20 protein-coding genes are annotated in these 18,985 nt (G+C 28.5%); 4 read left to right on the top strand and 16 right to left on the bottom strand.

All coding sequences use genetic code 11. The annotated features are described in order from the left end of the window. Positions 1 to 44: 44 nt before the first annotated feature. From ACKTSI_RS00725 to ACKTSI_RS00660, 14 genes are all read right to left on the bottom strand, one after another. Positions 45 to 752, bottom strand: coding sequence for a pseudouridine synthase (locus ACKTSI_RS00725; RefSeq protein ID WP_068474825.1), 708 nt, complete (start codon positions 750 to 752; stop codon positions 45 to 47). Further along, a complete protein-coding gene (locus ACKTSI_RS00720) occupies positions 752 to 1,342 on the bottom strand; it encodes a hypothetical protein (RefSeq protein WP_407862885.1) in 591 nt (196 codons plus the stop codon). Before ACKTSI_RS00720 ends, ACKTSI_RS00725 begins: the two co-directional genes overlap by 1 nt. Further along, positions 1,342 to 2,223, bottom strand: a complete 882-nt coding sequence (locus tag ACKTSI_RS00715) for a DMT family transporter (RefSeq protein WP_288867756.1) — start codon at positions 2,221 to 2,223, stop codon at positions 1,342 to 1,344. The genes ACKTSI_RS00720 and ACKTSI_RS00715 overlap by 1 nt, the downstream gene beginning before the upstream one ends. Before the next feature lie 9 nt (positions 2,224 to 2,232). Beyond that, entirely contained in the window at positions 2,233 to 2,697 is a 465-nt protein-coding gene (locus ACKTSI_RS00710; protein WP_407862884.1) for an 8-oxo-dGTP diphosphatase, read from the bottom strand. A gap of 143 nt (positions 2,698 to 2,840) precedes the next feature. Beyond that, positions 2,841 to 4,016 (bottom strand): D-alanyl-D-alanine carboxypeptidase family protein, encoded by a 1,176-nt coding sequence (locus ACKTSI_RS00705; RefSeq protein WP_407862883.1) that lies wholly within the window; start codon positions 4,014 to 4,016, stop codon positions 2,841 to 2,843. A 9-nt stretch (positions 4,017 to 4,025) separates the two neighbouring features. Next, positions 4,026 to 5,291, bottom strand: coding sequence for a serine--tRNA ligase (serS, locus tag ACKTSI_RS00700; RefSeq protein WP_407862882.1), 1,266 nt, complete (start codon positions 5,289 to 5,291; stop codon positions 4,026 to 4,028). Between the two features lie 2 nt (positions 5,292 to 5,293). Next, entirely contained in the window at positions 5,294 to 6,478 is a 1,185-nt protein-coding gene (locus ACKTSI_RS00695) for an AI-2E family transporter (protein WP_407862881.1), read from the bottom strand. Between the two features lie 9 nt (positions 6,479 to 6,487). Further along, the gene (locus tag ACKTSI_RS00690; RefSeq protein ID WP_407862880.1) at positions 6,488 to 7,468 is read right to left on the bottom strand and encodes an ATP-binding protein; all 981 of its coding nucleotides are present in this window, start codon (positions 7,466 to 7,468) and stop codon (positions 6,488 to 6,490) included. 2 nt (positions 7,469 to 7,470) lie between these two features. Then, positions 7,471 to 8,226 carry a DnaD domain protein gene (locus ACKTSI_RS00685; protein ID WP_308577151.1) on the bottom strand — a complete coding sequence of 252 codons (756 nt, stop codon included), beginning with the start codon at positions 8,224 to 8,226 and terminating at the stop codon, positions 7,471 to 7,473. A gap of 2 nt (positions 8,227 to 8,228) precedes the next feature. Then, positions 8,229 to 8,822, bottom strand: coding sequence for a GNAT family N-acetyltransferase (locus ACKTSI_RS00680; protein ID WP_407862879.1), 594 nt, complete (start codon positions 8,820 to 8,822; stop codon positions 8,229 to 8,231). After that, complete coding sequence (gene dnaB, locus ACKTSI_RS00675; protein WP_407862878.1) at positions 8,815 to 10,137, bottom strand: replicative DNA helicase; 1,323 nt, start codon at positions 10,135 to 10,137, stop codon at positions 8,815 to 8,817. The genes ACKTSI_RS00680 and dnaB overlap by 8 nt, the downstream gene beginning before the upstream one ends. A gap of 3 nt (positions 10,138 to 10,140) precedes the next feature. Then, complete coding sequence (gene rplI, locus ACKTSI_RS00670; protein ID WP_407862877.1) at positions 10,141 to 10,587, bottom strand: 50S ribosomal protein L9; 447 nt, start codon at positions 10,585 to 10,587, stop codon at positions 10,141 to 10,143. Further along, the gene (locus tag ACKTSI_RS00665) at positions 10,568 to 12,565 is read right to left on the bottom strand and encodes a DHH family phosphoesterase (RefSeq protein ID WP_407862876.1); all 1,998 of its coding nucleotides are present in this window, start codon (positions 12,563 to 12,565) and stop codon (positions 10,568 to 10,570) included. Before ACKTSI_RS00665 ends, rplI begins: the two co-directional genes overlap by 20 nt. Further along, on the bottom strand, positions 12,550 to 13,407 hold the full coding sequence (locus ACKTSI_RS00660) for a DUF2232 domain-containing protein (RefSeq protein ID WP_407862875.1): 858 nt from the start codon (positions 13,405 to 13,407) through the stop codon (positions 12,550 to 12,552). Before ACKTSI_RS00660 ends, ACKTSI_RS00665 begins: the two co-directional genes overlap by 16 nt. 217 nt (positions 13,408 to 13,624) lie before the next feature. On the opposite strand from ACKTSI_RS00660, the gene ACKTSI_RS00655 reads away from it, so the two are divergent. Further along, entirely contained in the window at positions 13,625 to 15,607 is a 1,983-nt protein-coding gene (locus ACKTSI_RS00655; RefSeq protein ID WP_407862874.1) for an alpha/beta hydrolase family protein, read from the top strand. A gap of 71 nt (positions 15,608 to 15,678) precedes the next feature. On the opposite strand, the gene ACKTSI_RS00650 is transcribed toward ACKTSI_RS00655, so the two are convergent. Further along, positions 15,679 to 16,329 (bottom strand): HAD family phosphatase, encoded by a 651-nt coding sequence (locus tag ACKTSI_RS00650; RefSeq protein ID WP_311525695.1) that lies wholly within the window; start codon positions 16,327 to 16,329, stop codon positions 15,679 to 15,681. Between the two features lie 452 nt (positions 16,330 to 16,781). Between ACKTSI_RS00650 and yedF the strand changes: the two genes are divergently transcribed. Both yedF and ACKTSI_RS00640 read left to right on the top strand, forming a co-directional pair. Then, on the top strand, positions 16,782 to 17,123 hold the full coding sequence (yedF, locus tag ACKTSI_RS00645) for a sulfurtransferase-like selenium metabolism protein YedF (protein WP_068474780.1): 342 nt from the start codon (positions 16,782 to 16,784) through the stop codon (positions 17,121 to 17,123). 98 nt (positions 17,124 to 17,221) lie between these two features. Continuing rightward, a complete protein-coding gene (locus ACKTSI_RS00640; protein ID WP_333473018.1) occupies positions 17,222 to 18,409 on the top strand; it encodes a cobalamin-independent methionine synthase II family protein in 1,188 nt (395 codons plus the stop codon). A gap of 70 nt (positions 18,410 to 18,479) precedes the next feature. Here ACKTSI_RS00640 and ACKTSI_RS00635 read toward each other — a convergent pair whose 3' ends face one another. After that, positions 18,480 to 18,704: an MscL family protein gene (locus ACKTSI_RS00635; RefSeq protein WP_288868336.1), complete on the bottom strand. Its 225-nt coding sequence runs from the start codon at positions 18,702 to 18,704 to the stop codon at positions 18,480 to 18,482. On the opposite strand from ACKTSI_RS00635, the gene ACKTSI_RS00630 reads away from it, so the two are divergent. After that, on the top strand, positions 18,691 to 18,963 hold the full coding sequence (locus tag ACKTSI_RS00630; protein WP_407862873.1) for a DUF6873 family GME fold protein: 273 nt from the start codon (positions 18,691 to 18,693) through the stop codon (positions 18,961 to 18,963). The genes ACKTSI_RS00635 and ACKTSI_RS00630 overlap by 14 nt on opposite strands. Positions 18,964 to 18,985 lie beyond the last annotated feature (22 nt).

The following is an 18,985-nucleotide window of genomic DNA, read 5'->3' as shown; positions in this document are numbered from 1 at the left end:
TCCGTTTTTTGGAATTTAAAAAAGTTTTGACATTAATCAAAACTTTATCTAAATATTTTTTCTATTTCGTTATTTGTAATTTCTCTATAATCTCCAAGTTCAAGCTCTTCATCTAAATTCAAGTTTCCGATGCTGACTCTTTTAAGTTCTAAAACTTCGTTTCCTACATATTCCAACATTCTTTTTACTTGGTGAAATTTCCCTTCAGAAATTGTAAGGTAAATTTCTTTTTTTGAAAGCTCTTTCACTTTTGCATTTTCAGTTGTAAAGTCCTCTTTTTCAAAGTAAATTCCATTTTCTATTTTTTCTTTTTGCTCTTTTGTAAGTTCATCTCTTAACTTAACAAAATATTTTTTATTTACTTTTTTCTTTGGATTTGTTACATTGTAGGAAAACTTGCCGTCATTTGTTAAAATCAGAAATCCTGTCGTATCTATATCAAGTCGTCCAACCGGAAATAGATCCATATTTGAATATGGAAACTTAAGTAAATCTAAAACCGTTGAAAGTTTCGGATCAAAGGTTGCACTGATATAGTCCTTTGGCTTATTTAACATTAGATAGGTAAATTCTTTATAAATCACTATTTCATCGTCAAACAAAATTTCATCTTTTTCAGTATCAACTTGTGTATTTGAACTTTTTGGGGGCTTTCCATTTACTTTAACTCTACAAGTTTTCAAAAACTTTTTAATTTCACTTCTTGAGCCAATCCCCATGTGACAAAGAAATCTATCAATTCTAATCTTCATTACTTTGTTATTAACTTGTTGCTATCTGTTAAGTTTTTGTATTTTAATGAATATTTTTCGAAAAGTCCATTTACAAAAGCCTCTCTGATTTCATGATATATAGCAATTTCCATATCAAATTCGTTGAAATATTGTTTGTGTATATCGTTATAAAGTACAAATTCCAATTCATTTTCTTCTTCTCTAACAACTGAAATTGAAACGTCGCAAGGAAGTCCGTCAAGCAATGTATCCATTAGTAATTCGTAAGCATCTTTCAAGCTTGAAATTTCATAACAAGGAAAACTTGTTCCATATTCAAAACAGGCTTTCTTTATCTCTTCAAGTGAAACTCCCTTATCCAAAAGTTTTTTCACAGTATAAGCAAATCTAATCTCAACATTTGAAACGGCTGTATGTAACCAGCCATGAATATTACTTTGGTCGATTACTTCTTCCAAATCTTCTGAAACTAAAGCAGGAAATAAACTTTCTACCTCGTTTTTTTCTTCTTCATTCAAAAATTTTTCTTCAACTGCAAAAGTCAATCTTTGTGCAATCAAAATTTTATCATACATCCAAAAATGTATAGGTGCTAAAAATGCGCTCATTATTTTTTTCTCCTTCTAACATCATTATTTAAAGATAACAGTAAAACTGCCAATACAATCAATCCACAACCAATAAGTTTAAAAATTGTTAAAGATTCATTAAGAAATATTATACCCAAAATTACACTTGTAATCGGCTCAAAAGTACAAAGTATTGATGCTGTTGTTGCACCACAATATTTAACTCCAAGTTGCAAAAATGCATTACCGAAAATTGAAGTTAAAAATGAAATCAATATTGTAAGTCCCCAAGCTATTGGAGTAAGTGAAAAAGTTAATTGTCCTGTAACTTTTCCAAGCACAAAAAGTCCTGCAATATTGAATAAACTGATATACAAAGTACATTTGAATGGGTCCATATGTTTAAAACCACTCTTATCAAGATAAACCAAAAACAAACTATATGTTATACCTGATAAGGCAGCAAGAAATATCCCAAAAGCACTTCCTCCGGTAACCTCATCAACCAACATCACAATACCTATCATTGAAAAAACAAGAGCTGACATCTTCTTTAAAGTAATTTTTTCTTTAAAGAACAAAATACAAATAAAATAAACAACACATGGATAGATAAAATGTATTGTTGTAGCCATTCCGACTGAAATGTAATTATATGAACCATAAAGTGCTGTTGTTGTAATTCCTATACCTAAAAAAGAAAGACCAATAAAATGTAAAAATTCTCTTTTAGTAATCTTCATAGGAGTTTGATTTTTCCTCATACCTGCATACAAAAACGGAATGCCAAACAATGCCCTTAAAAAAGTAAGAGTAATTGCATTATTCCCTCCATCGTAAGTAAACTTTGCAAGTATTGGCGTAAAACCAAAAACAAATGCAGAAATAATTGTAAAAATAATTCCCTTAATAAAATTCATCGCTACCTCCTAAAAAAATTCTTCTGTTTCAACTTCATCATTTTTATTCCACTTTACGATTAATTCGCTATAATCATCATTTAAAAACAAATCTAAAATCTTATCTATGCTGTAACTCTTCCCGTTGGCATTTCTAAACTCATCAATCCCAAACCAAGACAAAGTTCCCTCGACATTGTTTTCGATTAATTCTCCAGAAAAATCTTCAGTATAGTATAGAAAACCTAATTCTCTTTTATCTTTAATTTCATCAATCCAACTAACAGTTCCCTTTAGCTTTAAATTTTTTACAGTTAAACCCGTTTCTTCAAAAACCTCTCTAACACAAGAATCATACAAAACTTCTCCATCTTCAACATGACCCCCAACAAAAGTAAGACCTTCCCAGCCATGTTTTTTAACCTTATCTAAAACCAAAATTTTATCATTCTCTTTATCATAAATCATACACATATTTTGTAAAACAGTATTCATAAATCCTCCGATATATTAAAAAATTAATACATTATTATAATTATATCATTTAAAGCATTGAATACACAATACACAACTTTACTGAGATAATAAACAACTTGCTAAAAATACAAAAAAATTCGACCTTTAAGTCGAATTTTTATCTATGGTAATATTGTATCTACTACTTCAAATATTTTTTTGAAGAATCTTCCTATTCTTTTTACAAAACCTGCTTTTGAATAATTTTCTTTTGCTACTAAGTCAATCGTTGCGATAACTTCTTGTGAGTTTTTAACTTTTATCTCGCCAACCTTATCGCCTTGTTTTAAAGGTAATTTAACTTCTCCAACATTTACTTCCGTATCGTAGTTAATTCCCTTCATTGAAACTCTTTCAACATCTTGTGCCGGAACTAATTCAACAAAACCATTGCTTGCTGATTTAACTTCTACTTTTTTTACAAATTTTTGAGCGTCTATAAGTTTTCTAGTTTCTATATTTTCCTTTGCATAGTTAAGCATATCTTTCATATATTGGGCTCTATCTGCCTGTGTTTTTGCTCCCATTAAAACAGAAATTATTCTAAATTCACTTTGTCCTTTTTTTATCTTCATCGTAGAAACTAAACAATATCCTGCCTCATCTGTATGTCCAGTTTTTAGTCCGTCAACTCCTTCAACCACTCCAACTAGTGGAATTGTACTTTCTTTTTTGAATTTTCTTGCAGGTTGTTCCAACACAGTAGTCTTTGCATATTCTAAAACTTCAGGATATTTTTCTATAATTGCTTTTGCCATTATAAAAATATCTCTTGATGACATTTTATTATCTTGTCCATTTTTCATAAGACCTGATGCATTTGAAAAAGTTGCATTTTGAAGCCCAAGTTCTTTTGCCTTTTCATTCATAATAGTAACAAATTTACTTTCACTTCCTGCAACTGTCTCTGCAAGAGCAACAGCTGAGTCATTTCCTGAAACAATCATAAGTCCGTCAAGTAAGTCCTTAATGCTAATTTCTTCTCCGGGAGCTAAATCTAAACTTGAGCCTTGTTCCGAACCAGCTGTTAAGGAAACTTTAACTTTATCTTCCATTTTAAGCTTTCCTTCAGCAATTTTTTCCTTTACAATATAGAAAGTCATAAGTTTTGAAATACTTGCTATTGACACAGGTTCATCTATATTTTCAGCAACGAATAAAGCTCCTGAATCGGCATCACCGATTAAAGACGCAGTAGTTTTCTTTTCAATTCCAAATATTGCATAAGATTTACTTGCTCCTGCAAAAAGAATTGAAAAAATTAACGCTAAACTAAGTATTGATTTTTTAAATTTCATAACACTCTCCTATTTTTTTATCTCATCTACTCCCATATACTTTCTTAAAACTTCAGGAATTTCTATGCTACCATCTGCTCTTTGATAATTTTCTAAAACGGCTGCAAAAGTTCTTCCAACTGCAAGTCCTGAACCGTTTAAAGTGTGAACAAATTTAACTTTTCCGTCATTATCTCTAAATCTGATATTTGCACGTCTTGCTTGGAAATCTTCAAAGTTTGAACAAGAAGAAATTTCTACATATCTTCCATAACTTGGCATCCAAACTTCTATATCGTAAGTCTTTGCACTTGAAAAACCGATATCTCCGGTACATAGGCAAACAACTCTATAAGGAATTTTTAAAAGTCTTAAAACTTCTTCTGCATCATTTGTAAGTTTTTCCAATTCATCATAACTATTTTCAGGATTTACAAATTTAACCATTTCAACTTTATCGAATTGATGATTTCTTATTAAGCCTCTCGTATCTCTTCCTGCTGAGCCGGCCTCTTGTCTAAAACAATAAGTGTAAGCTGTATAGTAAGTTGGAATTTTTTCAACTTCTAAAATTTCATTTGATAAAAGATTTGTAACAGGAACTTCAGCAGTTGGTGCCAAGAACATATCTTTTGATGGTACATAGAACATATCTTCTTCAAACTTAGGTAGTTGTCCTGTTCCATACATTGAATTTCTGTTAATTAAAACAGGAACTCCAACTTCTTCGTAACCTTGTTCACTATGTAAATCTAACATAAAGTTTGTAAGTGCTCTTTCAAGTCTTGCACCCAATCCTTTAAAAACTGAAAATCTTGAGCCGGCAATCTTAACAGCTCTTTCAAAATCTAAAATATCTAAGTCAACCCCTAAATCCCAATGTGCTTTAACTTCGAAATCAAATTCTTTAGGCTCTAAAAATTTTCTGATTTCCACATTGTCTTCATCACTCTTTCCGATAGGAATTTCTTTGTTGGGAGTGTTTGGAATACTTAAAAGTTCTTTTCTAATTTCTTCATCTAAATCTTTTACTTTAACATCAAGTTCTTTTATTTCATCAGAAAGAGCCTTCATTTCTTTAAAAAGTCCTGAAACATCTGCACCTTCTTTTTTTAACTTTGGAACTTGTTTTGAAACTTCATTTTGTCTTGCTTTTTTATTTTCAACTTCAAAAATTATTTCTCTTCTCTTTTCATCTAATTCAAGAACTCTATCTATATTATAATTTCCAAATCTTGAATTTAATCTTTCTATTACTTCCTCTTTATTCGCTCTAATTCTCTTTATATCTAACATTACTAAACCTCTTCCTTTTCAAAATCTTCTGCGGGATTTTTTATTGAATATCCCTTTTTTTCTAATCTAATTTCCACATATTCTTTTAATGTCGTATAAATTACAACAAAAATAGGTACTGAAAGTAAAAATCCTATAACTCCAAATAAACTTCCTCCAAGCACGAGTGCAAAAATAACCCAAAACGAGCTTATTCCCAAACTTTTGCCTGAAACTCTTGGCGAAATTACATTTGCATCTATCATAGCAACAATAACGACAATAAATAAGAACCATAAAGCCATTTTAAAAGTTGCTGTGAAAAGTAAAACTATAAAAATCGGTATTGCTCCAAGATAGCAACCAAACCATGGTATCAAATTTGTAAAACCAAGTATGAATGCAAACAAAAGAGCGTAATCAACTTTCATAAACAATAGAATTATGTAGAAAATAATTCCAACGATTATAGCTCCAATTCCCTTTGCTAAAAGATAAGACTTCAAAGTGTAATCAAATCTTTTTACAATCTTAAAAGTTATTTTATTTGCCTTTTTAGGGAAAATTGCTATCATAAATTTTTTCAATAGTCTTGAAAAATTTTCCTTATCATATAGTAAATACATCGATATTATTATAGCTAAAATTATATTTAAAAACAAGGAGATGACTCTAGTTGCAAAATTGGCAACCCAAGGAATCATATTAGCTAAAAACTTTGTTGAAAAATTTGTAAACTCATTTAACTTTCCATTAATTACAACCCTAACCTCCGGACTTATTTCAATATTTTGTAAAATATTTTTTGCCTTTTCTACTCCGCCCTCAATAAAATATGGCGTTTGATTTACAAACATCTTTATATTTGAATAAAATTGTGGAATTATATATCTTAAAAGCAAAATTGCAAAAGTAAAAAATATAAAATAAGTTATAAGCATCGACATCATTCTGACATATTTATATTTTACTTTTTTAAAAAATTCAAAACTCAAAAAACAATTTTCAAAAAACTTTACAAAAAAGTTTAAAATATATGCGATTGAACCCCCTAATATAAAAGGAGTTAAAACATATCTGATATTTGTAGTATATGAAATTATAGATTTCATATTTAAAAATATGAAATAAAAAAGTATTGAAATAGTAAATATTAAAACCCCGGTTATAACATTAACTGTATTTTTCTTTTCCCAATCAAATCTCATAACTACCTCCTACAATTTTATATTTTTTCCAATTTTATCTCTTAAATCAAAAGGCGGAAAGACAAAAAACTTAAAATTCCCTCTTATTCTACTTGCAACTCTTGAATCATAATTTTCAGCCAAATCATATTCTCCAAAATTTGAAGTTATAACAGTATTCAATCCCTTTTCAACCCTATAATCTAAAAGAGAACTTAAAAAGCTATTATTATTTTTGCTTAAAATTTCATTTCCAAGGTCATCTAAAACTAAAAAATCAACATTTCTTATAAAATCAATCCTATCTTGTAATTCTTTTTTATCCCTATAAAAACTGTAACTGTAATTTGCCATAAGTTCAAAAAATTCAGTCGCAGTTATAAAACAGGCACACTTTCCTTTATCAAGCATATAGTTTACCATTGCTGATGCGAAATATGTTTTTCCTGCACCACTTTTGCCATGGAAAAAAAGTCCGTAATCTTTTGATTTTAAATTATCGCAGTAATCTTTAGCAAATGCTACAAGTTTTTCAACATAAATTCTCGAATCAACAAGTCTATTTCCAAGTTCAAAATTTCCTTCAAAAAGTGAAAAATCAAAATTAGAAAAGTTTTGTTCTCTCTTTTTGTTTGAAAAACCACTTTCTAAAACTCTGTCCTCAACTAAGTCCTTCATTATACAAGCACAAACTTTTCCGTTTACATATCCTGTATCTCTACATTTTTCACAACAATAAAATTTGCTAAAATAGTCTTTCGAAAAGCCGTTTTTCAAAAGCAAGTCTGAAATGCTCTTTTCAATTTTTTCAAACTCTTTTCTATCAGAAGAACAATCAATGTTTGAAAGTGTAGCTTTCATAATTTTTGTAGCCAAACTATTTTTTTTAGATATTAAATTTTCAATATTATCAATCGAAGAAAAAACTTTTTTTCTTCGATCTTCTTTAATCTTTTCTCTAATCAAAGGTCTTTTACTAAGACTTTTTAAAACTAAATCTTCTAAATTCATAATTAATACCTATCAAACAATTCAGACATCGCAGAATTTTTGTCATTTTTAATCTTTTCTCTCTTCTCTTCTTCTGTTAAAATATCTTCTTTTTCAATATATTTTTTAGTATTTCTACTATATCTCTTAATTTTATTCTTATCTTTGTTTTCAAGATGATTTTTTAAATCTTCAATAGTAGAAATATTATTATCCCTCTTCCAAGCTCTTAAAATACCGATAATATAATCTGCCGACATACTTTTCCCAAGGCTTTTAGCATACTCATAAGCCTTATAAACCAAGTCCATACTATGCCCTGTTTCTTCGATATGCTCCATAATTTTAGTTATCTCATGAGGTTTTAAACTTAAGCCGGTAATATCTTCAATCTTTTTAAAATATTCCTTATTGTCTATCATAGGTTTTTCTTTTGGAATTTCTTCGCCGTCATCATAAACTCCCCCTGCATAGAGAGCAAAATTATTTACAAATTCGATTCTTTCAACATTGCCATTATTATCCAAAGTGAAATCCAAAAGTTGATTGTTTTTCCAATATTTTAAAGCATTCATAACTTGAACATTTGAAAATCTCAACTCTTTTGCAATAAAATCTATCGACAATTCACTTTTATATGAGCCAAAAAGTCTTTTGTATAAAAACAAATAAACCTTAAGTGAAATCTCATCTACGATTGGCAAATAATTATCCAAAAACATATTTTCAATAGGAGTTACTCCCGGTTGAATAATTGACTTTTTAAAACTTATTTCCACTCCTATCCCACCTTTTCTAAAAATTTTAATCTATCTAATTTCATCGTAAAAATTTTTGAATAAATTATTCCATTTTTTTCTTCAAAATATTCTTTACTTTCTTCATATCTCTTTAATTTTTGCATTTTTTGAACTTCGAAATCTCCTAAAAATTCACTTATCTTCTCAAAGCCAATTTTTTCATAGAGTTTTATCGCTCTTTGATTAAAAGCATTTACGTTTAACCAAATTGAATATTTGTCAAAATTTTCAAAGTAATATTCTAAAAACAATCTTAAAGCTTTAAAGCCATATCCTTTTGAGGAATACTTAGCATCTAAGCTAAGAGATAATTCAAAATTGCTGTTAAAAAAACTAACCCTACTAATCGACACATATCCAATTAAAATATCTTTCAAAAAAATTGCAAAATAATTATTTTTCTTCGACTTTATCCTCTTTTCCCAATTTTTTATTTCCGAGTCTGTCAAAAAACAAAGATTGTAGTCGGTCAGTAAAATATCTTCGTAGGGGGAAAAGTTTTTAAAACTTTTCAAATCACTCTTTTCAAATTTTTTAATCTTAATATCTTCATCTTCAATTAAAAAATTATCCATTAAAAAGCTCCTTATCCCTATCAGTTTGAATATCTCCAAACCTCGTGCATTCCTTAATAAAGTTAAGCTCAACACTTCCGGTTTCACCATTTCTGTGCTTTGCAATAATCAATTCAATTTGATTTTTTATTTCAGCCTCTTCATTTTGATAATCTTCTCTATAAAGTAAAATTACAACGTCAGCATCTTGTTCGATTGCCCCTGATTCTCTAAGGTCGCTAAGTTTCGGTTTTCTTCCACTCTTTTCGCTATCACGAGATAACTGACTTAGTGCTAAAATCGGAACGTTCAATTCCTTTGCTAATGCCTTTAAATTTCTTGAAATTGTAGAAATTTCTTGTTGTCTATTTTCATTTCTTCCCTCGGAAGTCATAAGTTGTAAATAGTCTATCATAATAAAATCAAGACCACCATCTGCCTTAAGTCTTCTACATTTACTTCTAAGCTCAGTTATAGATATTCCTGCTGTATCGTCCATATAGATTGATTTAGTTGCTATAATGGAACTTGCCTCAAAAATATCGTCCCACTCATTTATATCTCCACTTATTAATTGTTTTAAATTCACAAGAGAAAGAGCGCTTAACATTCTTTGTGCAAGTTGCGATTTACTCATTTCCAAAGAAAATATCGCAACTTTATAATCGCTCTTAGCTGCATTTAAAGCAATATTAACAGCTAATGCAGTTTTCCCAACAGAAGGTCTTGCTGCAAGTAAGATTAAATCTTTTCTTTGCATACCAAGTAAAATTCTATCCAAATCCACAAAGCCGGTCGGTATTCCTGTTACTGAGCCTTTGCTTTCACTTCTTTCAGAAAGAATCTCTATAAGCTCTTTTAATGTATCCTTTATATGAGTAAGCCCTGTTCTATTTTCGTTTTGTGATAATTCAAAGACTTGACTTTCAATAGACTCCAAAACTTTATCATAATCTTCGTTTTTATATGCTTTATCTTTTACATTATCAAGAATAAAAAGCAAATTTCTAGTATCGGCTTTATCCTTTACGATTTTACAATAACTTTCCATATTTGAAGAAAAAGCTACGGTATTAATAACTTCAACAACGCCTAGAACACCATTATTACTTTCTGTATCTAAACCCATTTGCTCCATTTTACTTGTTATCGTAAGCGGGTCAATATTTTTATTTTCTCTTGATAACTCTAAGATAGAACTAAAAATATCCTTGTGCCAAGTAGAGAAGAAATCTTTTCTTTTTAACTTTTCAAAAGCGTATTCTCTCTTTGTTGGCTCAGTAATCATAATCGACAAGACGCACTTTTCAGCATCTAAGTCGTAAATATTATGCATAAATTACTCCTTTTCAACAGAAACCTTAACAGTTGCAACTATTTCCGGATAAACTCTAACCGGAACTGTTATAGCACAAAGTGATTTTATATTTTCCTTTAATTCAATCTTTCTCTTATCTATTTCAATTTTATGTTGTTTTTTCAAAGCATCACTAATGTCTTGAGAAGTTATTGACCCGAAAAGTTTATCTCCATTTCCTGTTTTAGTTTTTATAACTACTTCTAATTTTTCTAAAACTTCCTTTAATTCTTTTGCATTTTTTATATTTTCAGCCTCAATTCTTTTTAATTCAGCTTGTTCTTCTTCCCAAATTGCTAAATTTTCTTTAGTTGCCTCTTTAGCCAATCCATTAGGAATTAAAAAATTTCTGGCATAACCTGTCTTTGCATTAACAAGTTCTCCTGCCTTTCCAAAACTCTTTACATCTTTAATTAAAATTACTTTCATCTATATTTTCCTCCATTAAATATTCATCAATCGCGCTCTTTAATTTTTCTATTGCCTCTTCCATCGAACAATTAAGTCTTGCTCCGGCAGAAGTATAATGACCTCCACCACCAAGTTTTTCTAAAATTAATTGAACGGAAATTTTTCCAAGACTTCTTCCACTGATATGAATTTGTCCTGAAACGATAGTTAAAACAAAACTACATTCTATATCCAAAACACCAAGTAAATCGTCAGCAGATTGTGCTGCGATTAACATCGACTCTTCAAGTTCTTCAGGGAAAACTCCAATACAAATATAATTTCTGTATGAAATTGCATTTGACAATACATTTGATTTTAATTTTATCGTATTGAAATTATCTTTGAAAAGGTGTTTTACTGCTATACTATCTGCTCCAAAACGCTTTAAGTAAGATGCCATTTCAAAAGTTCTTACACCTGTTTGGTAGTAGAAATTTTTTGTATCGACAACAATTCCTGCAAGTAGAGCCTCTGCAATTAATTTATTTACATCGAATTTTTCAAACATATAATAAATTATTTCCGTTACAAGCTCGCAAGCAGATGACGCATAAGGTTCAAGATAAGTAAGCATTGGGTTTTCAACAAAATCTTTTCCCATTCTATGGTGGTCGATAACCACTATTTTAGAAGTTACATCTAAAAGATATGGTGCCTCTGTCGATAATTTTCTTGAATTGTCAACAAGAATAACCAAACTTGTATCTTTACAAATATCATAAGCCTTTTCCGGAGAAATCATCATATTGATATAAGACGGCTCTCCAACTCTAACTCTATCATAAACATTTTTAATTGTAACGGGAACATCTTCTAATACCATATAGCAATCTTTTTTTAATTCCTTACAAATCGCCATAACTCCAAGACCTGCACCAAAACAATCCATATCCGGATTCTTATGTCCCATTACAAAAACTTCTGAAGATTCTTTAATCATCTTTTCAAGTGCTTGTGAAATAACTCTTGCCTTAACCTTATTTCTTTCAACACCCTTGCTATTTTTACCACCGTAAAATTCTAATTCCTCTCCATTTTTGAAAACCACTTGAGCCCCGCCACGACCTAAAGCCATATCAAGCGCCGTTTGTGATTCTTTATATCTTTCAAAAGGATTTTTCCCTCCAATACCAACACCAACGCTTAAAGTCGGCTTGATATTTCCGGAGATTTTTATTTCCTTTAATTTATCAACTATACTGAATTTATCATCTTTAACTTTTTGCAAAATAAAATTATTTAGTATTACAATATATTTTCCTGAATCATATTTCCTAACAATCGCACCGAAACTTGAAAAATAATTTATAATCATTTTGTCCATTTCAGCAACTAACAATGTTCTAAAGTCCTCGCTGGTATTACTTCTAACGTCCTCATAATTGTCAATATATATAAGAGCAGAGCTCAAAGTTTCATCGTCATATTTCTTTTTTAAGTTTGAAAATTCCAAATTATCCAAAAGATATATAACTACATTAACATCTCCGTTATCTTCATCTTTTACAACATTATAATAAACTATATAATCAAACTTTTCAGTTTTCCAAGCTACACTTCCCGAACTTTTTTCTAAAACTTTTGAAATATCAAAGCTTGAAATTCTGGCGTTAATATCTATCCCAACAATGTCTTGCCCTGCAAAAAGTTTTGAAAACTTTGGACTATACCATTTAACACGACCCTTATTATTAAGCACGGCAATAGGAAATGGCATCTTATATACAACTTCACTTGCAATATTATTTAAAGAATCTCTATATTTTTTTACGTCTTCTTCATATTCACTATTTTTACTCTTTATATAATACAAAATTAGAATAAAAGAAATGAATGTTAATATAAATGACAAAATCCCAAATATGAATTGAAAATAAAGCAAAAATGCTGAAATTACAATCATAAACAAAAACAAAATATAAAAATCTGATAATTTAATTAATTTCTTTTCCATTTCGACCCTCTCATAACAGAACTATAAATTCCTAAAACAAAATAAATCAGATAAATGATTATAAAAAATATCGACACTATACTGATAATATTTGCAACTATTTTGCCTAAATGTTTCTTTAAAAATACATTAAATTTGGCAAAACCTTGAACTAACATAATCTCTATAAAAATTAAAATCAAATTGTAACAAATTAGAGAAATCTTATAAAAATTCTCCCCTTTGTTTCCGCTTGAAATAACCATCAAAAAAATAGTAATAACACTAAAAACAAAAAATTTAAAATCAAATGGTAAAATTATATCATCAGAATTTCTGTTGAATCCGTAAATTCTTTTAGTCAAGAAAGTGTAACCTAAAGTACAAAAAGCATAACTCAATCCAAAAGAAATAGCCGGATAAACATTTAACATTTGACTAACAAGCTCTTTTGCATCTTTTATATTTAAAACTTCCTTATATCCCTCAAGACCATTCAAAACCTCATTCATCGTATTCAAAAGAGTTTCATAAGACTTTGCGTCAAGTTTAATAATTAAGAAATCACTAACAAGTAACACCGTCATAACAAATGCACTACCAAGTAAAACCTTATATCCATCTTTTGAATTGTCCATTCCCTTTATGATTACAAATGAAATCAAAATAGGAATAAGCGAAGTGAAATTTCCTAAAATAACAAGAGAGACTGCGACAAATAAACCAGATGAAATAAAATATGTTTTTAAATCTGATTTCTTATACAAAATCACCATTGGAACAAAACTCAACATATTAAGCATTGGAAACAAAACCATTGCCATACTTAAAAAATAGTATAAAAATATTTTTCTATCTTTCATTTCTTACCTCTATATCAAAAAGATTACTTACAAAAGTAAACTCCTATCCAGTTTTTTATTAATAGCTTAATTATATCACATTTTAAATTATAAATAAATGTATTCAGCCATTAATTTAAAATTGATGTATATCGTCCTTTTATCAAAAATAATATTTTGTATTTTTTTTATTTTTGTATTATAATTAAATTGTAAATTTTTTATTTAAGGAGGCAATATGAAAAGTATAAAAATTGATGAATTTAAAAACTTTAAATTTTTAGGAAATTTGCATTTAAGTAAAAATGAAAAAAATCTATTTTACACTGTTTCTAATATGAATTTAGAAAAAAATTCTTATGAGCATAGAATTTACAAAATGGATTTAGAAACTAAAAAATCTTTTGTTTTTACTAATGGCGCTAGGGAAAGTTCTTTTGTTGAGCTTTCAGACGGTTCTATCCTTTTTGCAGGGGACAGAGAAAATAAAAAAGACGATTCAGATACAACTAAATTTTATAGAATATGCCCTTGTGGTGGTGAGGCAGTTTTGGATTTTACGGTTCCTGCTTTAGTAAATAAAATAAAACAAATTAATGATGATGAATTTTTAGTTTTAGCTAATTTCAACAGAACAAAAGAATTAGAAAAAATTGAAAAGGAAACTAAAAAAGAAGAAAAAAATAAAGAAAACTTATATGACGATTCTAAGGACTATCTTGTTGCAACGGAAATTCCTTTCTGGGGAAATAATATCGGTTTTACAAACGAAGATAGAAGTAGGCTTTATCTTTTCAACAAAAAAACTTCCGAACTTATCCCTTTAAGTGATGATATTACTGATATTTACGGTTTAGAACTAAATGAAGATAAAACTAAGGCCGTTTTTATAGCAACAAGTTTTACGGGCAGAATGCCACTTGTAAATGAAGTAAAAATTTTAGATATTAAATCTAAAGCTGTTGAAGTTTTAGCTAAAGATTATTCTTTCGCTTATGCAAACTTTATCGATTCTGAAAACATCATAACTATAGCAACAGATATGAAGGAATACGGCTTAAATGAAAATTCAAATATCTATATTATAAATATTAAAGAAAAATCTTTTGAAAAAATTGTAAATGACAATTTTGATATGTGTATGAACAACTCTGTTGGAACTGATATGAGATTAACAGGCGGAAAAAGCATTTTAGTTAAAGACAGCTTTATGTATTTTATAAATACTGAAGTAAACAGTTCATACATTTACAGAATTGACAAAGAAGGAAATCTTGAAAGACTAAATGAAAAATCAGGCTCTATCGATTGTATCGATATTTCAAAAGACGGAAAAATTTATGCTATTGCTCTAAAAGATTCTAATTTACAAGATATTTACGAAATTTCTAAAGAAGAAGAAAATAGAATTTCATTCCACAACGATACAACTGAATATTCCATTTCAGAAGTTGAAGAAATCAACTTTACAAATGATGGAATAGGCTTTATCGGATATGTAATGAAACCTACAGACTATGACCCAAATAAAAAATATCCGGGCGTACTTCATGTTCATGGTGGTCCAAAAACAGTTTTTGGAAAAGTATTCCACCACGAAATGCAATTTTTAGCAAATAACGGATACTTTGTATTCTTTACAAATCCTCGTGGCTCAGACGGTCGTGGAAAAGAATTTGCAGATATTCGTGGAAAATATGGAGAAATTGATTTTGACGATTTGATGAAATTTACAGATGCAGTAATCAAAAATTATCCTGCACTTGATGAAGAAAGACTTGCAATCATGGGTGGAAGTTACGGTGGTTTTATGACTAACTGGGCAATCGGACATACAAACAGATTTAAAGCTGCTTGTTCTCAACGTTCAATCGCCAACATGACTACTGAATTTTTACTTACAGACATTGGATATTATTTCATTGACGACCAAATTTCTGCGACTCCTTGGAATAATTACGAAAAGTTATGGTACCATTCACCACTTAAATATGCAAACAAAGCGCAAACACCTACACTTTTCATACATTCAGATGAAGATTATAGATGCTGGATTCCTGAGGGTATTCAAATGTTCACAGCATTAAAATATCATGACGTACCGGCAAGACTTGTAATGTTTAAAGGTGAAAATCACGAACTTTCAAGAAGTGGCAGACCAATGCACAGAATAAGAAGATTAAAAGAAATTTTCGATTGGTTTGAAAATTATTTGAAGTAATTTAAAAATTAAACAAAAAGAGCTATGTTCTATTTTCATAACATAGCTCTTTTTTTAAATTATAATTTTAATTAAAGTCCTATTTTTTTCAAATTTTCAATAGAAATTGTATCCATTTTGTAGTCAAAGTCTGTTGTCGTTTCAAAATACTCCCCATTTGTAAGTGGATCATATACTAAAACTGTTTTTATTCCTTTTTTATTTGCAGTTTTTAGAGGCGCTTTAGTATCATCAAAAAATATAATTTCTTCAACATTTTCATTATGTTTTTTTATCGCCCAGTCATAATATCTTTCATCATCTTTTAAATATCCACAATCATCACAAGTTTGTATGTAATCAAAATATTTCATAAGTCCTGTTCTCTCTAAACAATTTCTACAAAGTCCGATATTTGTAGCAGTATTTAAAGAAATTTTATATCCTTTTTCTTTCAGATAATCAAGAGCCTCAATCACATTTTCTTTTGCATCAAAAAGTTTATCATATCCGTCTTTTACATATTTTAAATTTCTAGCATAAATTTCATCAGCAGTTAAATCAAGATTAAAATATTTTCCAATAGCAATTCCTCTTGCATAAAGTTTTTTCCCTTTAAACATTTCTTTTAGTTCGTCAGTTTCTTCCAAATTCATCTCTTTAAGAAAATAAGAACAACTTCCAAACCAACCCCCAATTGAATCTATCAAAGTCCCGTCCATATCAAACATTATACACTTCATACTTTCCTCCTAATAAATATAATATTATGGTAAAATTTATTTGCCATAAAAAATGAAGTTGCTTATATTTTATCATATTTCAATTAACATCTCAAATAAGCAATTATTATATTGACTATATATTACTATTTTCTTATATTAAACCCATATTGTAAAATTAAGTTAGCCAGTAAGGGTTAAAAATTTCAAAAATAAAATAATTTATAATAATAAAAAATATGTTAGTATAAAATATAAATAATTATATTATTAATAAGAAAATCTTATAACTATTATAAATAAAAATTATAAATAAAATTATATATATATTTTATTATAGCTATTGACAATCAAAATTTACTATTATATAATATGTATGAAATAAAAATATAATTATTTTTTATTTTAACTATAAATGCTATTTATAGTTTAAGTCGTGCTGGCTAAAAATTGTATATAGGAGGTATTTTAAAATGGCACAAACATACGATATTGTAATTAAAGGAACTGGTATGGGAGAAGGGGAAAAAGTCTTAACAGATAATTTAATGAACGCTTTTGTTCATACTGTTGCTCAAAGAGAAAATTTACCATCTCATATTATTTTTTATGGAGAAGGCGTAAAATTAGCTACAAAAGGTTCAGAATGCTTAGATGATTTAAAAGCAATGTCTGATAAGGGAGTTGAAGTTTTATCTTGTGGAATTTGCTTAGATTACTATGAATTATTAGATAAACTTGAAGTTGGAAGTTCAACTACAATGGGTGCTGTTGTTGAAATACTATCAAATAGCAATTTAGTAGTTGAACCATAGTTTATTTTGTAAAATATTAATAATAGGCAAGAATTTATTCTTGCCTATTTATTATAATTTTTTTATTTAAAAATATATCGGAAATTTATGGAGGAAATATGAAAAGTTTTAAACCTTTTTCAACAACTTTAATCGGAAGTATGCCAAGGTCAAATGAATTACTTAGCTTAAAGCAAAAACTACAAAAAGATTCATCTTTAAAAGAAGAATATGATAAAATGGTATTTGACGAAACTAAATTTGTTGTAAATATGCTTGATAAAGTAGGTATAGATGTTGTAATAAGTGGAGAAATTTCTCGTGATAATTACATGAGTTATGTTGCAGAACATGTTGATGGAATTAAACTTATGGCAACAGATCAAATTTTAAGTTTAACAGAAAATAAAGGTGATTTTAATAAAAGTTTAGAAGAAATGGATGCTTCTGATAATTCGATGAATAGTCCAATTTGTGTTGATCGAATAAAAACAGATGTTGAACTTGATATTGATGAAGTAAGGATGATAAAAAAAATTACAGATTCTGATTTTAAAATGACTTTGCCAAGTCCCTATCTTCTTACAAGGTCTATGTGGCTTAAAGAAGTAACTGGAAAAGTTTATGAAAATCGTAATGAGTTAGGTAATGATGTTGTAAAACTTTTGATAAATGAAATTAAAAGATTAGTTTCTCTAGGAGTTAAAGTTATACAAATTGATGAACCGATTTTATCTGAAGTAGTTTTTACAAATACAAATTCTTCTAATTCTTTTTACTGAGGGGCGTTATCTGCTAAGGTCAAGGTTGATCGAGAATTAAAATTTGCAGGGCAATTACTTTCAGAAATTTTTGCTGAAATTAGAAAATATGATAATGTATTATCAGTTATGCACGTTTGTCGTGGAAATTGGACTTGTGATGAAAGTGTATTACTTGAAGGGGCCTATGATAAATTAAGTAAATTTTTTGACTCATTGGATGTAGATATGTTAGCACTTGAATTTTCAACTCCACGTGCTGGAGAAATAAGTCAATTATTTAAAAATAATGATTTAAATAAGAAAATTATGTTAGGACTAGGATGCGTTAATCCGAGAATACCAAGAGTGGAAACTGTTGATGAAATTGTAGGAAAAGTAGAAAAAGCTTTAGAATTTTTACCACCTGAAAAAATCTGGTTAAATCCAGATTGTGGATTTGCAACATTTGCTAAAAGACCGTTAAATCCTTATAACATTATTGAAGAAAAATTATCTAATATGGTTAAAGCTTCCCATATTTTAAGAGAAAAATATTGTAAATAAATATAAACTAAAACGCACCATTTTTTTAAATGGTGCATTTGTTTTATAAAATAAAATTTAGAATATATTATTACTTTTCCTTAATTTCTTTTAAGATATCTTTAATTTCTGTAAAAATTTCTTCTTGAGTTTTCTTTTTAACTTCTTCTTTAGGTTTTTTTCTAGTTAACTTATTCATAGTTTTTACCATAAGAAATATAGAAAATGCAATTATTAAAAACTCTATTATATTTTGTATAAATATGCCATAGTTAAGGGAAACTTCCGCTAAGTGTTTTGCATTGTTAGAAAATATGAAAATAGATTATATAAAAAGTAAAGATAATATTTCTTTTAATAAAAATTATTTTGACCATCCAGATATAAGTTTATTTTATTTTGAAAAAACATTATATGTAGAAAATAGTGTTTTTTCATATTATAAAAATAAGTTAAAAAATGTAAACATAGAAAGTGTAAATTCTATTTTTTTAAAAAATAAAGAAAACGTTAAATTAATTTTCCCTAAAGATACAAATTTTGTTGATTTAGGGGGAATTATTTCTTTGATTTGAAATAAAAACTGTAAATTAGTCA

It is taken from the genome of Parvimonas parva (genome assembly GCF_045866535.1).
Classification (GTDB): Bacteria; Bacillota; Clostridia; order Tissierellales; family Peptoniphilaceae; genus Parvimonas; species Parvimonas parva.
The sequence above is the reverse complement of the archived record's forward strand: the minus strand, read 5'-3'. Positions and strand labels throughout refer to the sequence as shown.

Bases quoted from the DNA above. Each gene is read 5' to 3' on its own strand.
- ACKTSI_RS00725 (WP_068474825.1), bottom strand. From the start codon at position 752: ATGAAGATTAGAATTGATAGATTTCTTTGTCACATGGGGATTGGCTCA.
- ACKTSI_RS00720 (WP_407862885.1), bottom strand. From the start codon at position 1,342: ATGAGCGCATTTTTAGCACCTATACATTTTTGGATGTATGATAAAATT.
- ACKTSI_RS00715 (WP_288867756.1), bottom strand. From the start codon at position 2,223: ATGAATTTTATTAAGGGAATTATTTTTACAATTATTTCTGCATTTGTT.
- ACKTSI_RS00710 (WP_407862884.1), bottom strand. From the start codon at position 2,697: ATGAATACTGTTTTACAAAATATGTGTATGATTTATGATAAAGAGAAT.
- ACKTSI_RS00705 (WP_407862883.1), bottom strand. From the start codon at position 4,016: ATGAAATTTAAAAAATCAATACTTAGTTTAGCGTTAATTTTTTCAATT.
- serS (WP_407862882.1), bottom strand. From the start codon at position 5,291: ATGTTAGATATAAAGAGAATTAGAGCGAATAAAGAGGAAGTAATAGAA.
- ACKTSI_RS00695 (WP_407862881.1), bottom strand. From the start codon at position 6,478: ATGAGATTTGATTGGGAAAAGAAAAATACAGTTAATGTTATAACCGGG.
- ACKTSI_RS00690 (WP_407862880.1), bottom strand. From the start codon at position 7,468: ATGAATTTAGAAGATTTAGTTTTAAAAAGTCTTAGTAAAAGACCTTTG.
- ACKTSI_RS00680 (WP_407862879.1), bottom strand. From the start codon at position 8,822: ATGGATAATTTTTTAATTGAAGATGAAGATATTAAGATTAAAAAATTT.
- dnaB (WP_407862878.1), bottom strand. From the start codon at position 10,137: ATGCATAATATTTACGACTTAGATGCTGAAAAGTGCGTCTTGTCGATT.
- rplI (WP_407862877.1), bottom strand. From the start codon at position 10,587: ATGAAAGTAATTTTAATTAAAGATGTAAAGAGTTTTGGAAAGGCAGGA.
- ACKTSI_RS00665 (WP_407862876.1), bottom strand. From the start codon at position 12,565: ATGGAAAAGAAATTAATTAAATTATCAGATTTTTATATTTTGTTTTTG.
- ACKTSI_RS00660 (WP_407862875.1), bottom strand. From the start codon at position 13,407: ATGAAAGATAGAAAAATATTTTTATACTATTTTTTAAGTATGGCAATG.
- ACKTSI_RS00655 (WP_407862874.1), top strand. From the start codon at position 13,625: ATGAAAAGTATAAAAATTGATGAATTTAAAAACTTTAAATTTTTAGGA.
- ACKTSI_RS00650 (WP_311525695.1), bottom strand. From the start codon at position 16,329: ATGAAGTGTATAATGTTTGATATGGACGGGACTTTGATAGATTCAATT.
- yedF (WP_068474780.1), top strand. From the start codon at position 16,782: ATGGCACAAACATACGATATTGTAATTAAAGGAACTGGTATGGGAGAA.